The organism is Krasilnikovia sp. MM14-A1004 (genome assembly GCF_047159485.1).
Taxonomy (GTDB): Bacteria; Actinomycetota; Actinomycetes; order Mycobacteriales; family Micromonosporaceae; genus Actinoplanes.
Genome location: NZ_AP038773.1, coordinates 4,327,030 through 4,347,046, shown reverse-complemented (window position 1 = coordinate 4,347,046; position 20,017 = coordinate 4,327,030). Strand labels below are relative to the sequence as shown.

The following is a 20,017-nucleotide window of genomic DNA, read 5'->3' as shown; positions in this document are numbered from 1 at the left end:
CCACGACAGGCCGGATCCGACGGCGGGTGCCCGGTGAACGCCGTCTTCGACACCGCCCTCGCGCGGGCGGCGGCCGGGCATCCGGCCGCGTTCACCGCACGGCACGCGGGCGGGGGAATCCACCGGTTCGATCCGGCTGCCTGGTGCCGGGACTCGATCGCCGGTGACGCCGCGCTGCTCGGCCGGTGCACCGGCCCCACCCTCGACGTGGGCTGCGGTCCCGGCCGGCTCACCGGGGCCCTGGCCGGCGCGGGCCGGCCCGCACTCGGCATCGACATCAGCGCCACCGCGATCCGCCTGGCCCGCCGCCGCGGCGCGGTCGTGCTGCACCGCGACGTGTACGACGCGGTGCCCGGCACGGGCCGCTGGCGGCACCTGCTGCTGGCCGACGGCAACATCGGCATCGGTGGCGACCCGCACCGGCTGCTGCGCCGCTGCCGCCGCCTGCTCGCGGCCGACGGGCACCTGCACGCGGAACTGGCGCCGCCCGGCACCCCGGCCTGGTCCGGCACGGCCACGGTGCGCCACCCGGGCGGGCCCGGCGGCACCGTGCACTGGGCGTGCGTCCCGGTCGACGAGCTTCCCGCACTGGCCGCGGCCACCGCGCTGCGCATCCTCAGCACCTGGACGGAGGCAGGACGATGGTTCGCCACCCTGACGCCCCGCTGACCGGCGGCCGAGCCGGACTGCGGCGGCTCGCCCGATGGTGGCTGGCGCCCCTGCCGGCGCCACCGGCGGCGCTGCGCCGGGGGCCGCTGCGTCCCGGCGCGTTCCCGTCCCCGCTGCGGTCGGCGCGGCTGACCAGCCAGCTCGGCATCGCGCTCGGCGTCGCGTTCGCTGTCTGTTTCCTCACCGGGCTGCTCAGCCACCTGATCCAGCATCCGCCGGGCTGGTTCTCCTGGCCGGCCCGTCCGGTGTGGCTGTACCGGCTGACCCAGGGCGTCCACGTGGCGACCGGGCTCGCCTCGGTACCGCTGCTCGGGGTCAAGCTGTGGTCGGTCTATCCGCGCCTGTTCACCTGGCCGCCGGCCCGGTCGCTCGCCCACGCGGCCGAACGCGGCAGTGTCGCTGTGCTGGTCGCCGCGGCCCTGTTCCAGGTGGTCGGCGGCGTGCTGAACATCTCCCGCTGGTACGCGCCGATGCCGTTCTTCTTCACCACCGGGCACTACTGGGTCGGCTGGCTCGCGGCCGGAGCGCTGCTGGTGCACATCGGCGTGCAGCTTCCCGTGGTCACCGGCGCCCTCGGCCGCCCCGCTGCGCCGCCTCCCACCGTGCCGCCGGGTCCCGGCCCGGCGGGGCTGAGCAGGCGGGGCCTGCTCACGGCGACCGCCGCGGCGGCCGGGCTGATCACCGTGACGACCCTCGGGCAGACGGTCCGGCCGTTGTCCGGTCTCGCGGTGATCGCCCCCCGCCGCCCGGGCGTCGGACCGCAGCGCGTGCCGGTGAACAAGACCGCGGCGGGTGCCGGGGTGCGAGCCGCGGCGCTGGATCCGTCGTACCGGCTGCTGGTCGACGGCCCCGGCGGGCACCTGAGCCTGGACCTCGCCGCCCTCAACGCCCTCCCGCAGTACACCGCGCACCTGCCGATCGCGTGCGTGGAGGGCTGGAGCGCGGCCGCCACGTGGACCGGCGTCCGGCTGCGTGATCTGGTGACGCTGGTGGGCGCCGACCCCGGCCGGACCACGGTCCTGGTGGAGTCGTTGCAGGCGGCCGGCCGTTACCGCGCCTCCACGGTCGCGCCGCAGCTGACCGCCGACCCGCTGACGTTGATCGCGCTGCGCCTGGGTGGCGAGCCCCTGCACGTGGACCACGGCTACCCGGCCCGGCTGATCGCGCCGAACCGGCCGGGCGTGCTGCAGACCAAGTGGATCGGCCGGCTCACCGTGGGCGGGCCGCGATGAGGACACGGGCCGCGCTGGTCGCGGCGGGGCTGCTGCTGATGACGTACGCGGCCGCTGGTGCCCTCACCGACCCCGGCCTGGAGGTGCCCGGCGTGCTGTCGTTCCTGGCCGGGGTGCTGATCGCCCACGACGCCGTCTGGATGGCGGCCGTGCTGGCCGGTGGTGCCGTCCTGGCACGGGTGGTTCCGGGCCGGCACCGGCCCGCGGCGCAGGCGGCCGCGATCAGCGCCGTCGCGCTCACGGTGGTGGCGTTTCCCCTGGTCATCGGCGTCGGACGGGTGGCGGGCAACCCCTCGGTGCTGCCCCTGCCGTACGGCAGGAATCTGATCATCGTCCTGCTTCTGATCGGCGGGGTGACGCTGCTGACGCGCCTGCGGCGGCCCCGGCGCGGCCGGCCGGCGGCGGGTCGTAAGGATTCCGAAAGACCCGGCCACAACGGCCCCGGGCCCGCGGATGGGTAGCGTGATCCGGGTGGGACATCGGGTACTGGTCGTCGACGACGATCCGACGGTCAGCGACGTCGTGCGGCGTTACCTGGAACAGGCCGGCTGCGAGGTCAGGCTGGCCGCCGACGGCGCCGACGGCCTCGCCGCGATCGCCGCCGAGCGCCCCGACCTCGTCGTACTCGATCTGATGATGCCCGGCATCGACGGCCTGGAGGTGTGCCGCAGGGTCCGGCGGCAGCTCCCCGGCCTGCCCGTCGTCATGCTCACCGCCCTGGGCGAGGAGGCCGACCGCATCCTGGGGCTGGAGGTCGGCGCCGACGACTACGTGACCAAGCCGTTCTCGCCCCGCGAACTCGTGCTGCGCATCCGCTCTGTGCTGCGCCGCACCGCCGGGGCGGCGAATCCCGCCACCCCGGTGCGAATGGCCGACGCCGAGCTGGCCGTCGACACCGCGCGCCGCATCGCCGAGCTGGACGGCGCGCCGCTGGCGCTGACCGTCCGCGAGTTCGACCTGCTGGTCTTCCTCATGCGCCACCCCGGGCACGCGTGGTCCCGCGCCGAGCTGCTGGACAAGGTGTGGGGCTGGCAGTTCGGCGACCAGTCCACCGTCACCGTCCACGTCCGCCGCCTGCGCGAGAAGATCGAGCAGGACCCGGCCGAACCACGCCGGATCCGCACCGTCTGGGGCGTCGGATACCGGTACGACCCGGTCGGCGAGGGGGACGGCCGGTGAACGACATGCTGCTCATCGGGCTCTACGCCCTCGCCGCCGGCGGTGTCGTCGGGCTGGCCGGAGCGGCGGCGCTGCGCCTGCTGCGCGGGCACTCGATCCTCGTCCACATCCTGGTGCTGCTGGCGGTCACGGTCCTGGCCGTGGTCGCCGGGGTCGCCACGGTCGCCCGGGCCATGTTCCTGTCCGGGCACGACCTGAAGGTCGTGCTGGTCACGGTCAGCGCCGCCGCGGTGATCAGCCTCGCCGTCGGTGCGGTCTTCGGCAGCCGGCTCGCCGCGTCCGCCGTGTGGGCGCAGGCCGCCCGGGACCGGGAGCGGCGGCTGGAGGCCGGGCGGCGCGAGCTGGTCGCCTGGGTGTCGCACGATCTGCGTACGCCGCTGGCCGGGCTGCGGGCGATGGCCGAGGCCCTGGAGGATCGCATCATCGACGACCCGGCCACGGTCGACGAGTACCACCGCCGGATCCGGGTCGAGACCGGCCGGATGACCCGGCTCGTCGACGACCTGTTCGAGCTGTCCCGGATCAACGCCGGCGCGCTGCGGCTCGTACCCACCACGGTGCCGTTGCGGGACGTGGTGTCCGACGCGATCGCCGGTGTCGCCCCGCTCGCCGCCCGCCGCAAGATCAACGTGGTCGCCGCCGACAGCGGCTGGCCCGCGGTGCGAGCCGGCGAACGCGAACTCTCCCGGGTCGTCAGCAACCTGCTGATCAACTCGGTGCGGTACACCCCGGAGGACGGCACCGTGCAGATCAGCGCCGGCCACGACCACGGCAACGTGTGGCTGGCGGTGTCGGACACCTGCGGCGGCATCCCCGCCGACGATCTGGACCGCGTCTTCGACGTCGCCTTTCGCGGCGAACGTTCCCGCACACCGGGCGCTGTGGACTCCGGCGGCGGGGGAGGGCTCGGCCTGGCGATCGTGCGCGGCCTGGTCGAGGCACACGGCGGACATGTGAACGTACGGAACACCGACCGCGGATGCAGGTTCGAAGTGCGCCTGCCGGCCGCCTGATCCCTCGCACTGTCCACTGACCACCGTCACCCGAAGCGGTTAACGATCTTCGAAAGTAGTCCGGGCCGCGGCCGGGGCGGGCACCCTCAACGGAGACATCCCGCCGACCCGGAAGGGCTGCGATGCGCCGCTCCGTCACGCTTGCTTGTGGACTCGCCATGCTGGTGGGCTCCACATTCTCCGCTGCCCCGGCTATGGGCGATGCGCATGCCGCGGGATCGTCGCATCACGCGGTGTTCGTTCAGCTCAACGCTCCCGGTGGCAACAGCGTGCAGGCATACCAGCGAGCCGGGAACGGCACCCTGACGCCGGCCGGCCGCTATCCGACCGGTGGCAGGGGCGGCACCGCGTTGCAGGCCACGGTGGACCCGCTGGCCTCACAGGGATCGCTGGTCCACGACGCGCCACACCACAGGCTGTACGCCGTCAACGCCGGCAGCGACACCCTGACCGTCTTCGACGTCGACGGAGCACGGCTCACCCGCCGCCAGGTGGTGGGTTCCGGTGGTGGGTTCCCGGTCAGCGTCGCCGTGCGCGGCGACCTGCTGTACGCGCTCAACGCCGGCGGCGACGGCTCGGTACAGGGCTTCCGGATCACCCGTACGGGTCTGGCGCCCCTGTCGTACGCGCACCGGTCCCTGCGCCTGGGCAACACGAACCCGCCGGTGTTCATCAGCGCCCCGGCCCAGGTCGGCATCAGCCCGGACGCCCGCCACCTCGTCGTCACCACCAAGAACCACAACACGATCGACGTGTTCGCCCTGGACCGCGACGGGCGTCCACAGGGTGACGTCGTCGTCAGCGCCTCGGCCACCCCGGTGCCGTTCGCCTTCGACTTCACCCGGCAGGGCATCGTGGTCACCGAGGTGGGCACCTCCGCCGTGACCCACTACCGGCTCCGCAGCAACGGGACGCTGAGGGCGCTCAGTTCCGTTTCCGATGGTCAGGTGGCACTGTGCTGGATCCAGGCGCTGGCCGGCCGCCTGTACGGAGCCAACGCCGGCAGCGGGAACGTCTCCGCGTTCGACCTCAGCGCCGCCGGCCGGGTCACGCTGTCGCCCCGGAACGGGGGAGTCGCGGCCCGGCCCGGCGGTGCCCCGATCGACATGACCGCCAGCGGCGGCTACCTGTACGTGCAGAACCCCGGCACCGGCCGGATCGACGGCTACCGGGCGGCCACGGACGGCAGCCTGACCCTGGTCGCCACGGTGACCGGACTGCCCGTCGCGTCCCACGGCGTGGGGATGGAGGGCATCGCGGCCAGCTGACCGGGTCTGCTACGGTCCGCACGACCGCGTGCAGGTCGCCATCACTGGAGGAGGTTCGCGGTGCCGGACACCACCTGCCACATGTCGATTTCGCTGGACGGCTTCGTCGCCGGGCCGGACCAGAGCCGCGACAATCCCCTGGGCAAGCGGGGGCGGGAGCTGCACGGCTGGCACATCGGCGACCCGCGGGCCAACGACGCCGACAAGGTCGCGAACGACTGGCTCATGCGCCCGCGCGGCGCGTACGTGATGGGCCGAAACATGTTCGGCCCGATCCGCGGGGACTGGGCCGACGAATGGACCGGGTGGTGGGGCCCCGAACCGCCGTATCACGCGCCGGTGTTCGTGCTGACCCACTACGCGCACGACCCGATCCCGATGGAGGGCGGGACGACCTTCCACTTCGTCACCGAGGGCTTCGACGCGGCGTACGCCGCGGCGTGCGAGGCCGCCGGCGACAGGGGCGTGGACATCGCCGGTGGGGCCTCGACCGTCCGGCAGGCACTGATCGCCGGCGTGATCGACGAACTCACCCTCGACATCGCACCGGTCCTGCTCGGTTCGGGCGAGCGCATCTTCGACGGGGTGGAGTCCTTCGGCTTCGAACCCGTCGAGGTGCTGCACTCGCCGCTGACCACCCACATCCGCTATCGCCGCGTCGGCTGACGCCGCAGGCGTCCCGCGGGTCAGGCGGCCAGGGCCGCCTCGATCGCCGCGACCACCGACGCATCCTCGGGCTCAATGCCCGGACCGAAGCGCACGACCGCGCCGTCGGGGCCGACAAGGAACTTCTCGAAGTTCCAGCGGATGTCGCCGGTGTAGCCCTCCTCGTCGGGAACCTCCACCAGCTGGGTGTAGAGCGGGTGCCGGTTCTCGCCGTTGACCTCGACCTTCTCGGTGAGGGGGAAGCTGACTCCGTAGGTGGTCGAACAGAACTCGACGATCTCCTCGGCCGTGCCCGGCTCCTGTCCGCCGAACTGGTTGCACGGCACGCCGAGCACGGTGAACCCCCGGCCGGCGTAACGCTCCTGCAGGCGCTCAAGACCGTTGTACTGCGGCGTGAGGCCACATTTGGAGGCCACGTTCACGACCAGGGTGGCGATGCCGGGCCGCGGCCCGAGCTTCGCGGACGGGTCGGTGCCACCAGGGATCGTCACGTCGAAAATCGTCATAACGATCATGGTAGTCGCCCGCCGGATCTTGTCCTGGGCGTGTTCGACCCGGTCGGCGCGGGGAAAGAGTAGAAATGTGCTGTTCAGCCACCATTTGCCGGCGGCCGCGTTTCCTCGCACACCCGCCGGGTCACCGGCGCTTGTCGCGCGCCGGCCGGTCGACGGCGAGCGGAGCGCTCCCTCCGGCCGGTGCAGCCGTGGGCCGCGGCGCGCGTTTCCTCACCCGACCGCCCACCAGCCGACAGTCCTCCGGAAGACGAGGGGAAATCGATGTTCCGACTGCTTGACCAGGTGCCGGTGAAGCCGCGTACGACCGCCGCACTGCTCTGCCTGGTGGGCGGCTCGCTCGGGGTCGGCCTGTACACGCATGTCACCGTCGGCGCGGTCGCCGAGAAGCTGCCGGCCGGCTCTGCCGGCCGGGCGGACCTGGAGCTGGTGGCGAGCCTCGCCCTGTGGCTGCCGCTCGTGCTCGCGCCGCTCGGCGTGCTGTTGCAGATGTCGACCTGGATGACCCTGGTCCGGGCGCTCAGGCACTGCGCCCACATGATCACGACAGCGGCGAGCGGCGACCTCAGCCCCCGGATGCTCGTCTTCGGCAAGGACGAGCTGGCCCTGCTGGCCACCAGCTTCAACACGATGATGGGCCAGCTCGGCGCCACCGTCGCGGGCATCCGGCAGGCGGTCGAGGAGCTCGCCGCCCACTCCGGCACCCTGGAACGGGCGAGCGCCACGATGACCGAGGCCGCCGGGGCCACCGTCACCGAGCTGGAGTCGGTCGCCGGCGAGGCGCGCCGCACCAGCGACGAGGTCGAGGCGATCGCCACGGGGACCGAGCAGATGCGGACGGCGATCGAGGAGATCAGCAGCAACACGTCGGCCGCCTCCCGCGCCGCCGACACCGCCGTGGCCGGCATCGACCAGGCCACCACGAACGTGACCCGGCTGCACGAGTCGAGCCAGCTGATCGGCGACGTGGTTCGGACGATCAACGCCATCGCGGCACAGACCAACCTGCTCGCCCTCAACGCCACCATCGAGGCGGCGCGGGCCGGCGAGGCCGGCCGCGGCTTCGCGATCGTGGCCGGCGAGGTCAAGGAACTGGCGCAGGCGACCGCCACCGCGACCGAGGAGATCGCCCGGCGGGTCGAGGGCATCCAGCGCGACACCGACGAGGCCGTCACCGTGGTCACCGGCTTCTCCGAGGTCATCAGCTCGATCGCCGAGCGGCAGATCACGATCGCCTCGGCGGTCGAGGAGCAGACCGCGACGACGGCCGCGATGGTCGCCGGCGCCGGCACGGTGAGCGTCAGCGCCGAGCAGATCAGCCGGGCGATCGACGCCGTCGGCTCAGCCGCGTACGAGGTCCGCGGGGCGGCCGTCGACAGCCGTGCGGCCGTCGAGGGTCTGAGCCGCACGGCGAGCCGCCTCAGCGACATGGCCGCGGTCTTCCGGAACTGACGGTACGGCGCCGGGGAAGTGCCGGGGCGGCGGCTGGCCCACCGCCTCCCCACGGGATCCGCATCGCCGCCGGTTCAGGAGACCTTCACCACCCATGTCCGGCTGATGCTCCTGGTCTGGTACGCGACGGCTGCCGCGGCGAGGGTGATGGTGCAGGTGCCCCGGGCGTGGCCCACGACCGAGACGGCCCCGCCCCGCGTGCTGGTGAGCCGGCAGGCGTTGCCCCGGACCTGCCAACTGCCGCTGTGGCCGAACGAGGTGACCGGACGGGCGGTGGTGAGCGTGCCGGTGCGCCCGCGGGCAACCCGGAGCGGGCGACCGGCAGTGGTGGCCGCGCGTACGGTGGCGGGCCAGGCCGGGGTCGCGACCACCAGGGAGACGTACCGGATGGCATCCGCACCCGTCCACTCGGGCGATTCAGGGACGGACGCGGAGATGTCGCAGGTGAGTTTGCCGAGGGTAGCGGTGACGGTGGTGCCGGAAAGGGCGCACGTCCCCTTCACTCCGAGGCTCGCCGTGCGGCCGGAGCCCGTGCGCACGGTGATGGTGGCGCGGGACTTGTAGGCGAGGGTGGCCGGTGCGGTGACGGTGACGACATCGCGAGCCCGGAGCAGGGTGATCCGTGCTGTCGCGGTGGTCGCCGCGTGGTGTTCGGTTTCCGGGGTGGTCGCGGTGATGGTGCAGGTGCCGACGCCGGAGGTGGCGAGGACGGTGTTGCCGGTGAGGGTGCAGGGGCCGGTGGCGGTGAGGTCGGCGGTCGCGCCGCTGCTGGTTCGGGTGGTGAGGTCGGCGCGGTCGCTGTAGGTGAGTGTGGAGGGTGCGGTCACCGTCACGGTGGCGTGAGCCCGCTGCAGGGCGATCTGCGCTGTCGCGGTGGCCGCCAGGTAGTGCTCGTCCTCCGGGGTGGTCGCGGTGATGGTGCAGGTGCCGACGCCGGAGGTGGCGAGCACGGTGCTGTCCGTGAGGGTGCAGGGACCGGAGACCGTGAGTACGGCGACACCGCCGTCGTCGGCGTGCGCCGTGAGTTCAGCCCGACCCCCGTAGCTGAGGGCCGAGGGTACGTCGAGCGTGATGGTGTTCTCGCTCTTGCGCAGAACCACCGTGGCTTCGCTGGTGCCGGCCAGGTAGTCGGTGGTCGCGGCGCTGGTGGCGGTGATGGTGCAGGTCCCCGATGCCTCGGTGGCGGTCACCGTGGTGCCGTCGACGGTGCACGGGCCGTCGGTGGAGAGCACCGGTGGGCCGGCGGGGCTGTCTACCGGAATCACGGTGGGGGTTCGATAGCCGAGGCCGTCGGGGCCGTTGATCGTGATCGGGTTGATTGCTGGCGATAGCTGGAGCTGTGCTCCGGCGGACGCGGCGCGGTAGTGGGAGCTCACGGGCGTACGGGCCGTGAGGTGGCAGGTGCCCGTCCCGGCCGTGGCGGTGATCGCCGCGTCGGCGAGGCTGCACGGTCCGGTGACCGCCAGAACGGGCGTCCGGCCACTGCCGGCGCCGGTGGTCACGGCGGTGCTGGTGCCGAAGGTCAGGCTCGGTGCGGCCGTGACGGTGACGGTGTCGGCTACGGGCTGTACGGCCACCACCGCGGTGGCGGTGGCGGTGGCGGTCGCGGCGGTGACGGTGCAGGCGCCCGCACCGCGATCCGCGCTCAGGGTCTCCCCCGCGAGGGTGCATGGTCCGGTGACGCTGAGCGTGACGGGGGCGCCGCCGTCGGCGCGGGCCGTCACGGTGGTGTCGGCGCCGTCGGCAAGGGTGGCCGGTGCGGTGAGGGTGATGGATGGGGCAGCGGCGGGGACGGTGATGGTGGGCCAGGTTGCCTGCCGGAATTGGAGGTCCAGCCCTTGGCTGGTGAGGACCCAGATGTCGCGGCGGCCGGGTGGCAGACTGATCTGCACGGGTCCGGCCTCGGGTTCGGTGCTCTGGTAGGCGGAGGTCTCCAGATCACGGCTGCCGGCCGCACGGGTGTACACCAGGATCTTCTTGGGGGCACCGTCCCAGGTGATCGTTGCGCCACCGGTCCGTGGGGTGATCGCCAGATTCGTCAGGGTGGCATCGTTCCAGATGGCGAAGCCGGGTGCACTGTCCAGCGCGTCGGGGCCGCTGGCGGTCACTGACGCCCAGGGTTGCGGCGAGAGCGCCGCCGGTACGGACAGGTGAGTGTCGGTAGTGGTGTACCACAGGCTGTGGAGGGCCGCGCTACGCAGGCGGACCTGGTAGGTGGTGGCACCGGGCACCGGCGGCCAGGTCAGGTCCAGGGTGTCGCCCACGGCCGAACCGGTCAGCTGGGGCTGCGGGAGCTGGCGCGCGTCGGGTGCGGTGACCGGAACACGGATCAGGTCTGCTCCGGTGTTGGTGTCACCCGGTGAACGGCCGGGATCGTCGGACCATTCGATGCGACTCGTGCCCGACGGGGAGTCGATGGTGCGCCAGCCGGTGAAGAACGAGTTCTGGCGCACCATGCCGCTGACGCGGCCCACCGTCTGGAACGCCTGGGTGGCCGGTGTCCACATCAATTCCCGGGCTTCCGCGCCGGACGGGCCGTTGCAGGAAAGCCGGACGCTGCGGCCATCGGCGGAGACCTGACGGATCACACAGTTCTGCACGCTGCGCATGTCGAGCGCGGGTACGGGAATCTCGCTGGTCTGCCGGGTCAGCAGATCACGCCGGTAGTAGTGGGCGTCCATCGTGCGGTAGACGAGCCAATGGCCGCCCGGGTCGACGGCCTGCCACCCGGAGTAGCCCTGGATGGGTGCGCCGTCGGGCAGCCGGGTCTGGTACTCGGCGTCGCCGGTCGTGGTGGAGATCGTCACGATGCCCGGGACACCGGGCGGGGACACGGCACTGACCGAAGTGGCCAGTACCACCTGATCCGCGGTGACGGCCTGGATCCAGGTATCGGTGGGCACGGTGCGCAGGCGCCGCGGCGGGGAACCGCTGGTGCTGGACACGTAGAGGCCCAGTGTCTGGGCCGTGCGTTCGGAATGGGATCCATAGGCCAGGAACGCAACCGTGCTGCCGTCTGCGCTCAGCGTCGCGTTGCTCTGCACCACCATCGTGTCATTGGCGTCCTGCCCGGCGCGCTGCGCAGGTGTCAGCCCGACCCGGATGTTGCGGCCGGTGGCCATGTCGTGCGCGAACAGTTCGTAGGCGTCATCGGTGTCGCCGTCGACGACCCCGTACCCCCACCCGGAGAGGCTGGCCAGGACTGTCCGGCCGTCGGCGCTGAGGCCGTGGAGCCGCACACTACCTGTGCGCAGCACGGTGCCGTCGGCGGCGAGGCCCAGTGGGCGCGCCTCCACGCTTCCGGCGGGGACCACGACGGGGATGGGTGTGCCGTAGCCACTGGCCGCCTCACGATAGCGGTCACGGAGCTGTTGGGAGTTCGCCATCGACACGATCGTGCCGTCATCCGCGAGCAGGATGGGGGAGAAGACGTCGGGTTCGAGGCCGTCGGTGAACTGGGCACCATCGAGGAGGACCCGGGCGGTCGTGACAGGGCCGCCGTCGTCGTCGGTGATCGCCACCGCGGTGCGCAACACCGGTGTGTCATCGGGAGATCCGGGCGCGGGAACCAGGCCGAGCAGGCCACTGTGCCGGCCCTCGGCGATGCTGTCCTCGGTCACCGGCATCGCCAGGTGGATACGGGTTCCCGCCTCGGCGGGCCCGACGGTGATGGTGGTGTCGGGGGTGGTCAGTTGACCGTCGCTGACCGCCTGGAACGTGTATCGGTGATCCAGTGGCCGGTCCACGACGATGTCGGCCGTCGCCGCGGCGCCGCCTTCGGCGGCAGCCGCGCCGGCCTCCAGATGCACCGCGTCGGAGACCAGCCGCGGTGGATGCGTTGCGGTGACGAGGATTTGGAGGTCGAACGCGCCGCCCTCGGAGCGGATCTCCAGCCAACGCCGTCCGGTGCCGGGCAGCAGGGTCGTGCTGTACTGTTGCGCGCCGGCCCACACCCAGCCCACGGCGTTGTCGTAGGTGTCGTCTTCTCCTGCCCGGTCGTTCAGCCACCGGAGTTTCACCTGGTATTGGTCATCGGGCTGGGCCAGGACGACCGTCACCGACGCGGCGGCGTCGGTGGCGTCGACCGGAACGACGACACGCTGGCCGGAGACCAGCCGCTCATTGAATGCGTTCGCATTCGGCATGGCGACCTGCGGGGCCAGCGCCGTGAGGCTCGCACCGGCCTGACGCGCGAGTGCCTCGCCGCCCCGCAGGATCCCGGCGCCGGACTGCGCGTCGATACCGGGCGAGAACCAGTCCCGGGCGGTGCCGCGGAGCAGATCGCCGAACGGGTCACGGACCGTGGCGTCCAGAACGCCGTCGGCGCAGTCGCCGCTGGTGTCGGACTCAGCGCATGCGGTCGCCGAGGGCCGGCGATCGGGGCGCGCGTCGGCCAGCAACGCGACCACACCGGCCACCACCGGCGCGGCCATCGAGGTGCCCGACTGGCTGATCCAGGGTTCCTGCGGATGATTGGCGTACGCCGAAGCGACGTCCACCCCGAAGGCGGTCAGGTCGACGCCGGGCCGGTTGTCACCGGTGGGACCGCGGGAACTGAACTGGGCGAGCCACTCACCCCTGACCCCGCCATTGGCCGCACCGATCGTCAGCGCGAACGGCGCCGCCGCCGGGATGAGGAGGCTGCGGGGTGCGGAGCCGGAGTTTCCGGCGGCGACGACGACCTGCACCCCCGCGGCCATCAGCCGGTCGACCAGGCGGCTGGTGGAGTCGGTGCCGTCGGCGCCGTAGACACTGGCGCCGAGGCTCATGTTCACCACGCGGACGTTGTACTCACGGTGGTGTTGGAGAAGCCAGCCCAGCGCGGCGTCGACGTCCGACATCCAGCCCGAGCCGGTGCAGTCGAACACCTTCAGATCCAGCAGCGCCGCGCCCGGCGCCACACCCCCACCCTTCGCCAGGACACTGGAGGGAGTGCCGGCGACGATACCTGCCACATGCGTGCCGTGCCCGCTTTCGTCCCACCGGCCGGTGCTCTCGGGACCCGCGCCGCACGACGCCGCCCGCATGGACACGAAGTTCCGGTGCAGCAGGACCTTGCCGCCGGATAGCGCAAAATGCCTGTCATCGATACCCGAGTCGACAACGGCGACGACCACGTCCGAGGTGCTGTAGGAGGTGGGATCGCCGTCCGCGTCGCCCGTCACCCCGAGAGCGTCGCGGGCCGCTTTCACGTCCGGGGCCACATCGTCGACGAACTGCAGACCGTCCCGGTTCGCCCACCCGCTGGCCCCGTCGGGCCGCGCCGCTCCGGGAGGCGCGGCCGGGTCGGGCGGGCTCTGTGCGGGCTTGGGTGCGGGCCCCGACCGGGTGCGCAGGTCCGGCTCCACCATCCGTACGCCCCGCACCGACGCCAGCGTGCGCACCGACGCGGCCGGCAGACGGACCGACAACAGGCCGGTGCCGGGCACGACCCGTACCCGCGACTGCTTCCACCGGGCACGGATCTGCTGCGCCACCGCTGCCGGCTTCTGACTCGCCGCCACCACCACCGTGGTGGGCCGCCGTGCTGGCGCGGCCGCGAGCTGAGACTCGAGACTGTCGGCGACCCTGTCATGGTCGCGATCCCCAGTCGTCGCGACCGCGCCGTGTTGACCATGACCCGCCGGTGACGCTGCCGGGGCGGTGACACCACCGGACCCTTCCGTGTGACGCCCGCCTGCCGTCGCCGTCTTCGCCGTCGGCGTCGCGCGCCCGGGACTGCGGTCGCCGACCGCGCCGCACCCGGCGGTCAGGCCGAGTACCAGAGCAGCGGCAACGGGCGCGGCCCACGATCGCGGGAGGATCAGGCGTATCACGACAGGCCCCAGGCAGGAGAGACGGCGCTCGGCTGAACGCCAAGCCTGCCCATCGGCGGCCGGCGAACCCGGTTGAGGACAATCGCCCGCCAAGATCACGAGTCGCCTCGATCGTGACCTGGCACACAGTGCTACCGCGGGCACTCGGCTCCCGCGCCGGGGCCGGCGCATAGCCTGTACGGGTGTCTCTGGTCCGTTCGGCCGGTTTGCAGAAGTTCCGGCAGGTCGTCGAGTCGCTCGGCGGTGACGCCGTCGGCTGCGCCCGGCGGGTCGGGCTGCCGGTGGAGGCCCTGGACACCGACGAGTTGCTGGTCGAGGACTCGAAGCTGGCCGCGGTGCTCGAGGTCGCGGCCGCCGACCTCGGCTGTCCCGATCTCGGGCTGCGGGTGGGCCAGGCCCAGGAACTCGGCCTGCTGGGACCCCTGGCGCTCGCGATCCAGCATTCGCCGTCGGTCGCCGACGCCCTGGAATGCACGTCGCGCTACATGTTCGTGCACGCCCGCGATCAGAGCGTCTCGCTGGTCGAGGACCCGGAAGGCGACCGCGGTGTGGTCGCCCTGCGCTACACCTTTCCAGGGGTACGGCCGCTGCCGCAGGCGACGGACATGACGGTGCTGTTCCTGCACCGTACGGTGATGTTCCTCGCCGGCGGGAAATACGGGCTGAAGTCGGTCGATCTGCCGCACGATCCGGTCGCGCCCCGGCAGCGGTACGAGGAGGCGTTCGGCGCGCGCGTGCGTTTCGGGCGTTCCGAGGCGGTGCTGCGGCTGCCGTCCAGCCTGCTGTCGAAAACACTGGACGGCGTCGATGCGACCGTACGCGGGCTGGCGCTGGCTTTCCTGTCGCGGCAGTCCCCGGGGCCGGGCAAGGCCGTGACCTCACGGGTGCGCGCGGTGCTCGAACAGTCGCTGGGTACCGGCTCGACCGAGCTCGCCGATGTCGCGCGCGTGCTGGCGGTGCATCCGCGGACGCTGCAGCGGCAGCTCGCCGTGGAAGGGACGTCGTTCGGCGCCGTGCTCGACTCGGTGCGCCGGGCGCGGGCGCGCTCCTATCTCACCACCACGACCATGCCCTTCGTTCAGGTCAGCAACCTGGTGGGCTTCGCCGAGCAGGCGGTACTCACCCGGTGCGCGCGGCGGTGGTGGGGGCGTACGCCCTCGCAGTTGCGGCGCGAGGCCCGCAGCCGGGACTGACGCTGTCGCGCAGGATCAAGTCGTTGTCGCGTACGATCAATTTTTCGGCGTGGGGCCGCCTACGCTGAGGGCATGGATTTCAGTCCGTCCCCCCGCGCCGTCGAACTGACGGAGGCCGTCCGCGCTTTCGTCGCGGCCGAGATCGCCCCGGTCGAGCGTCACCTCGATGCCCGGGCGAGCGACGCACGCCGGCACGGCGGCGGAGCCGACCTGTGGCGCGTGTCCGACGAGGTACGCGGACTGCAGGCCAAGGCCCGCGCCCTGGGCCTGTGGAACCTGTTCCTGCCGGCGGGACACGAGGGTCCCTACGCCGAGCGGTTCGGCACCCGCGGCGGTGCGGGTCTGACCAATGTGGACTATGCGCCGATCGCCGAGGCGACGGGCTGGTCGTCGCTGGCGCCCTACGTGTTCAACTGCAACGCCCCGGACACCGGCAACGCCGAGCTGCTGCTGCGCTACGGCTCGCCGGAGCAGCGCGAGCGGTGGCTCGAACCCCTGCTCGATGGGCGGATCCGGTCGGCGTTCGCGATGACCGAGCCCGCGGTGGCGTCCTCGGACGCGACGAACATGCAGCTCACCGCGGTGGTCGAGGGCGACGACGTGGTGCTCGACGGCCGCAAGTGGTGGACGACCGGCATCGGCCACCCGGACTGCGACGTCCTGATCGTCATGGGTCTCAGCGCCCCCGACGCCCCCAAGCACGCCCGGCACTCGATGGTGCTCGTCCCGCTCGACACCCCCGGCGTGAAGGTCGAACGGATGCTCGACACCATGGGCTTCCTCGACGAACCGTTCGGCCACGGCGAGGTGTCGTTCACCGACGTCAGGGTTCCCGTCGCCCATGTCATCGGCGGACCGGGCCGGGCGTTCGAGCTCGCGCAGGGCCGGCTCGGGCCGGGCCGGGTGCACCACGCGATGCGCATGATCGGCCTGGCCGAGCGGGCGCTGCATCTGGCGTGCGAGCGCGGCCTGTCCCGCGAAGCCTTCGGCAAGCGGTTGGTGGATCTCGGCGGCAATCGGGAACGCATAGCGGAGGCCCGCATCGCCATCGATTCCGTACGGCTGCTGATCCTGCACGCCGCCTGGAAACTCGACCGGTACGGCAGCGCGCCCAGCGAGGTCAGCGCCATCAAGGTCGCCGCGCCGAACGTGGCGCAGCAGGTCATCGACTTCGCCATGCAGATCCACGGCGGCGCCGGGCTGTCCAGCGACTTCCCCCTGGCCGGCGCGTGGACCGCAGCCCGGGCGGTGCGCCTGGCCGACGGCCCGGACGAGGTACACAAAGGCGTGGTCGCCCGGGCGGAACTCGGCAAGCACGGAGCGCTCCGGTGAGCGGGCGCCGCGTCCTGGTCACCGGCGGTGCCTCCGGCCTGGGCCGGGCCCTCGCCGAGCGGCTCGCGGCCCGCGGGGACCGGGTGCTCGTCACCGACCTCGCGCCGAGCGTGGAGGTGCCGGCCGGCGCGCTGTACCAGCGACTCGACATCACCTCGTTCGACGACTGGGCGGCCGGCCTGGACCGGGTCGAAGGTGACCTCGGCGGTCTGGACCTGCTCGTCAACAACGCGGGCATCGCCGCGGGCGGCCGGGTCGACCGGCTCGACGACGCGCACTGGCGACGGGTTCTCGAGATCAACGTCCTCGGCACGGTCAACGGCTGCCGCATGTTCGCGCCGATGTTCAAGGCCCAGCAACATGGCCACATCGTCAACGTCGCGTCGATCGCCGGACTCACCCATCCGGCCGCGATGACCTCGTACGACGCCAGCAAGGCGGCCGTCGTCGCGCTGTCGGAAGGGCTGCGCCACGAGCTGCGCCCCTGGGGCGTCGACGTCAGTGTCGTCTGCCCGTCGTTCTTCCGTACCAATCTGGCCGCCTCGCTCGGCGGCGACGATCCGCTCATGGAACGGATCGCCGCCCGGCTGATCGCCCGGGCACCGCTCGACGCCACCGAGATGGCCGCCCGCGTCCTGCACGGCGTCGACGCCCGGCGATTCCTGATCCTGCCGGACCGGCCCGCCCGGCGCGCGTTCTGGACCAAGCGCCTGGCCCGCCCGCTCTACGACCGCCGGATGATCGCCGCGGGCGCCCGGATCCGCGAGATCGAGCTGGGCGAGGACACCGCCGTCCGGGAGACGCCGTGACGGGCGGCGTCATCCTGATCACCGGTGCCAGCGCGGGCCTCGGCGCGGAGATGGCCCGCCAGTTCGCGGCCCTCGGGTACGACCTGGCGCTGTGCGCGCGGCGCACCGACCGGCTCGACGAGCTCGCCGACGAGATCCGCACCCGGACCGGTCGGCGGGTGGAGACCGCCGCGCTGGACGTCACCGATGGCGCAGCGGTCACGGCGGTTTTCCACACCTTCGCGGCGACATTCGGCAGGCTCGATCGCGTGATCGTCAACGCGGGTCTCGGCAAGGGCGCCCCGCTGGGCACCGGGCGCCCTGATGCGAACCTCGCCACCGCGATGACCAACTTCGTCGGCGCCCTGGCCCAATGCGAGGCCGCCCTGGAGGTCTTCCGCGCACAGGGGAGCGGCCACCTCGTCCTCATCTCCTCGATGTCCGCGCTGCGCGGCATGCGCCGCTCGATGACCACGTACGCCGCGACGAAGGCGGGCGTGGCGGCGATCGCCGAGGGCCTGCGCGCGGAACGCATCAGGGGTCTCGACGTGTCGGTGATCTATCCGGGTTACATCCGCTCGGAGATGAACGCCCACGTCGAGCAGAAGACCCGCTTCATGGTCGACACGGAAACCGGTGTGCGCGCGATGGTCCACGCCATCGAGCGGCGGCGCGTCAAGGCGTACGTGCCGCAGTGGCCCTGGGTGCCCCTGGCCGCCGCCATGAAGGTGCTGCCCCTGCGGGTCGTCCGGAGGCTCACATGAGCGACCGGGACGTCCGCGCGGAGGACGCCTTCGACACCCGCGCCATGGCCGAATGGCTGGCCGCGAACGCCACCGACGCGGGCATCGACCTCACCACCGTGCCCGAGGTACGCCAGTTCTCCGGCGGCGTGTCCAACCTGACCTACCTGCTGCGCTACCCCGACGGCGACCTCATCCTGCGCCGGCCGCCCAAGGGCGACCACGTCAAGGGCGCGCACGACATGGCCCGCGAGCACCGGATCCAGACCCAGCTCGCCCGGCATCTGCCCTACGTACCCCGCACCGTGGCCCTGTGTGAGGACACGTCGGTCATCGGTACGCCCTTCTACGTCATGGAGCGGATCGGCGGTCCGATTCCGCGCAAGGAGCTTCCCGCGGGCGTACACCTGGATCGCGAGCAGGTCGCCGCGCTCTGCCGCAACGTCATCGACCTGCTGGCCGACCTGCACTCGGTGGACGTCGCCGCCACCGGCCTCGGTGATCTCGGCAAGGGCGACGGCTACGTCGCCCGGCAGGTCGCCGGCTGGTCCGAGCGCTACCGCCGGGCGCGGACCCGCACCGTCGGCTCTTTCGAGGCGGTGATGCGCTGGCTGGACGAGCATCAGCCCGCAGATCGGCCGCACACGCTCGTCCACAACGACTTCCGCTTCGACAACGTGGTGCTCGACCCGGCCGATCCGACCCGCCCGGTCGGCCTGCTCGACTGGGAGCTCGCCACGGTCGGCGATCCCCTCGTCGACCTCGCCAACTCGTTGGGGTACTGGGTCGAGCCGGGCGACGAGCCGCTGATGCGGCTCTTCCGCCGCCAGCCCACGCACCTGCCCGGGATGATGACGCGGGAGCAGGTCGTCGCCCACTACTGCGCGCGGACCGGCGCCACCGTCACCCACGCCGAATGGGCCTGGTACCAGGTTTTCGGTCTGTTCCGGGTCGCCGTCATCGCCCAGCAGGTGTACCAGCGGTACGTCCGCGGGCAGACCACGAACACGAAGTTCCGGTTCTTCGGGATCGCCGTCGTGGTCCTCGAACTGCGATGCCGCCGCATCATCCGCCGTGCCCGCACGATGTCCCCGCAGACCGCCGCCACCCCTATGTCGACGACCAAGGAGCCCTCCAGATGAGCCGCATCAACAGTCAGTACCGGCTGGCCGCCCGCCCCGTCGGGTTGCCGAAGCCCACCGACTGGGAGTACGTAGAGGAACCGGCCGCCGAGCCGGGCGAGGGCGAACTGCTGATCCAAACGGCGTACCTGTCGCTGGACCCGGCCATGCGCGGCTGGATGAACGACGCCAAGTCCTACATCCGCCCGGTCGGGATCGGCGAGGTCATGCGCGCCGGTGGCGTGGGCCGCGTCGTCGCCTCCCGGCACCCCGGCTTCGCGGTCGGCGACCACATGTACGGCACCCTCGGCGTTCAGGAGTACTGCCTGTCGGACGGCCGCGGGCTGACCAGGGTCGACCCGGCACTGGCGCCCCTGCCGGTCTACCTCGGTGTGCTGGGCATGCCGGGCATGACCGCCTACTTCGGACTGCTCGACATCGGCCGCCCGCAGCCCGGGCAGACCGTCGTGGTGTCCGGCGCGGCCGGCGCGGTCGGCAGCGTGGTCGGCCAGATCGCCAAGCTCAAGGGATGCCGGGTGATCGGCATCGCGGGCGGCGAGGACAAGTGCCGACTCGTCGTTGAGGAGTTCGGCTTCGACGCCTGCATCGACTACAAGTCCGCCGACGTCCGCACAGCGTTGCGGGAGGCGGCGCCCGACGGCGTGGACGTCTACTTCGACAACGTGGGCGGCGACATCCTCGACGCGGTCCTGACCCGCCTGGCCCGGGGCGCCCGCATCGTCATCTGCGGCGCGATCTCGCAGTACAACGCGACAGAACCGGTCAAGGGTCCGGCCAACTACATGTCCCTGCTGGTCAACCGGGCCTCGATGACCGGCATGGTGGTCTTCGACTACGCCGACCGGTACGCCGAGGCGGCCGCCGAGATGTCCGGGTGGCTGGCGGACGGGACACTGCGGTCGCGCGAGGACGTGGTGGACGGCGGCGTGAAGGCCTTCCCCGAGGCGCTGCTGCGGCTGTTTCACGGCCAGAACACCGGCAAGCTCGTGCTCAAGGTGGCGGGCGACTGATC

At 72.2% G+C, this 20,017-nt stretch carries 16 protein-coding genes; 14 read left to right on the top strand and 2 right to left on the bottom strand.

Annotation, left to right across the window (positions count from 1 at the left end):
• Positions 1–33 precede the first annotated feature (33 nt).
• From ACMCNN_RS18580 to ACMCNN_RS18550, 7 genes are all read left to right on the top strand, one after another.
• Complete coding sequence (locus tag ACMCNN_RS18580) at positions 34–669, top strand: class I SAM-dependent methyltransferase (protein WP_412741780.1); 636 nt, start codon at positions 34–36, stop codon at positions 667–669.
• Entirely contained in the window at positions 642–1,901 is a 1,260-nt protein-coding gene (locus ACMCNN_RS18575) for a molybdopterin-dependent oxidoreductase (protein WP_412741779.1), read from the top strand. The genes ACMCNN_RS18580 and ACMCNN_RS18575 overlap by 28 nt, the downstream gene beginning before the upstream one ends.
• The gene (locus ACMCNN_RS18570; RefSeq protein WP_412741778.1) at positions 1,898–2,362 is read left to right on the top strand and encodes a hypothetical protein; all 465 of its coding nucleotides are present in this window, start codon (positions 1,898–1,900) and stop codon (positions 2,360–2,362) included. The genes ACMCNN_RS18575 and ACMCNN_RS18570 overlap by 4 nt, the downstream gene beginning before the upstream one ends.
• Positions 2,355–3,080 (top strand): response regulator transcription factor, encoded by a 726-nt coding sequence (locus ACMCNN_RS18565; protein WP_412741777.1) that lies wholly within the window; start codon positions 2,355–2,357, stop codon positions 3,078–3,080. The genes ACMCNN_RS18570 and ACMCNN_RS18565 overlap by 8 nt, the downstream gene beginning before the upstream one ends.
• 5 nt (positions 3,081–3,085) lie before the next feature.
• A complete protein-coding gene (locus ACMCNN_RS18560) occupies positions 3,086–4,093 on the top strand; it encodes a sensor histidine kinase (protein ID WP_412747207.1) in 1,008 nt (335 codons plus the stop codon).
• Positions 4,094–4,326: 233 nt separating this feature from the next.
• Positions 4,327–5,361, top strand: coding sequence for a lactonase family protein (locus ACMCNN_RS18555; RefSeq protein WP_412741776.1), 1,035 nt, complete (start codon positions 4,327–4,329; stop codon positions 5,359–5,361).
• A 60-nt stretch (positions 5,362–5,421) separates the two neighbouring features.
• Complete coding sequence (locus ACMCNN_RS18550; protein ID WP_412741775.1) at positions 5,422–6,027, top strand: dihydrofolate reductase family protein; 606 nt, start codon at positions 5,422–5,424, stop codon at positions 6,025–6,027.
• Positions 6,028–6,047: 20 nt separating this feature from the next.
• Here the strand turns inward: ACMCNN_RS18550 and ACMCNN_RS18545 are convergent, their stop codons facing one another.
• Positions 6,048–6,533 carry a glutathione peroxidase gene (locus ACMCNN_RS18545; protein WP_412747206.1) on the bottom strand — a complete coding sequence of 162 codons (486 nt, stop codon included), beginning with the start codon at positions 6,531–6,533 and terminating at the stop codon, positions 6,048–6,050.
• A gap of 270 nt (positions 6,534–6,803) precedes the next feature.
• On the opposite strand from ACMCNN_RS18545, the gene ACMCNN_RS18540 reads away from it, so the two are divergent.
• Complete coding sequence (locus tag ACMCNN_RS18540; protein ID WP_412741774.1) at positions 6,804–7,991, top strand: methyl-accepting chemotaxis protein; 1,188 nt, start codon at positions 6,804–6,806, stop codon at positions 7,989–7,991.
• 74 nt (positions 7,992–8,065) lie between these two features.
• Here ACMCNN_RS18540 and ACMCNN_RS18535 read toward each other — a convergent pair whose 3' ends face one another.
• Positions 8,066–13,495 carry a S8 family serine peptidase gene (locus ACMCNN_RS18535; RefSeq protein WP_412741773.1) on the bottom strand — a complete coding sequence of 1,810 codons (5,430 nt, stop codon included), beginning with the start codon at positions 13,493–13,495 and terminating at the stop codon, positions 8,066–8,068.
• Positions 13,496–13,989: 494 nt separating this feature from the next.
• Between ACMCNN_RS18535 and ACMCNN_RS18530 the strand changes: the two genes are divergently transcribed.
• The 6 genes from ACMCNN_RS18530 to ACMCNN_RS18505 all read left to right on the top strand — a co-directional run bounded on the left by ACMCNN_RS18530 (position 13,990) and on the right by ACMCNN_RS18505 (position 20,015).
• The gene (locus tag ACMCNN_RS18530) at positions 13,990–15,000 is read left to right on the top strand and encodes an AraC family transcriptional regulator ligand-binding domain-containing protein (protein WP_412741772.1); all 1,011 of its coding nucleotides are present in this window, start codon (positions 13,990–13,992) and stop codon (positions 14,998–15,000) included.
• Positions 15,001–15,072: 72 nt separating this feature from the next.
• On the top strand, positions 15,073–16,332 hold the full coding sequence (locus ACMCNN_RS18525; protein WP_412741771.1) for an acyl-CoA dehydrogenase family protein: 1,260 nt from the start codon (positions 15,073–15,075) through the stop codon (positions 16,330–16,332).
• The gene (locus tag ACMCNN_RS18520) at positions 16,329–17,141 is read left to right on the top strand and encodes an SDR family NAD(P)-dependent oxidoreductase (RefSeq protein WP_412741770.1); all 813 of its coding nucleotides are present in this window, start codon (positions 16,329–16,331) and stop codon (positions 17,139–17,141) included. The genes ACMCNN_RS18525 and ACMCNN_RS18520 overlap by 4 nt, the downstream gene beginning before the upstream one ends.
• A complete protein-coding gene (locus tag ACMCNN_RS18515; RefSeq protein ID WP_412741769.1) occupies positions 17,138–17,884 on the top strand; it encodes an SDR family oxidoreductase in 747 nt (248 codons plus the stop codon). The genes ACMCNN_RS18520 and ACMCNN_RS18515 overlap by 4 nt, the downstream gene beginning before the upstream one ends.
• Positions 17,881–19,005 (top strand): phosphotransferase family protein, encoded by a 1,125-nt coding sequence (locus ACMCNN_RS18510; RefSeq protein ID WP_412741768.1) that lies wholly within the window; start codon positions 17,881–17,883, stop codon positions 19,003–19,005. The genes ACMCNN_RS18515 and ACMCNN_RS18510 overlap by 4 nt, the downstream gene beginning before the upstream one ends.
• Positions 19,002–20,015, top strand: coding sequence for an NADP-dependent oxidoreductase (locus ACMCNN_RS18505; RefSeq protein WP_412741767.1), 1,014 nt, complete (start codon positions 19,002–19,004; stop codon positions 20,013–20,015). The genes ACMCNN_RS18510 and ACMCNN_RS18505 overlap by 4 nt, the downstream gene beginning before the upstream one ends.
• Positions 20,016–20,017: the final 2 nt, after the last annotated feature.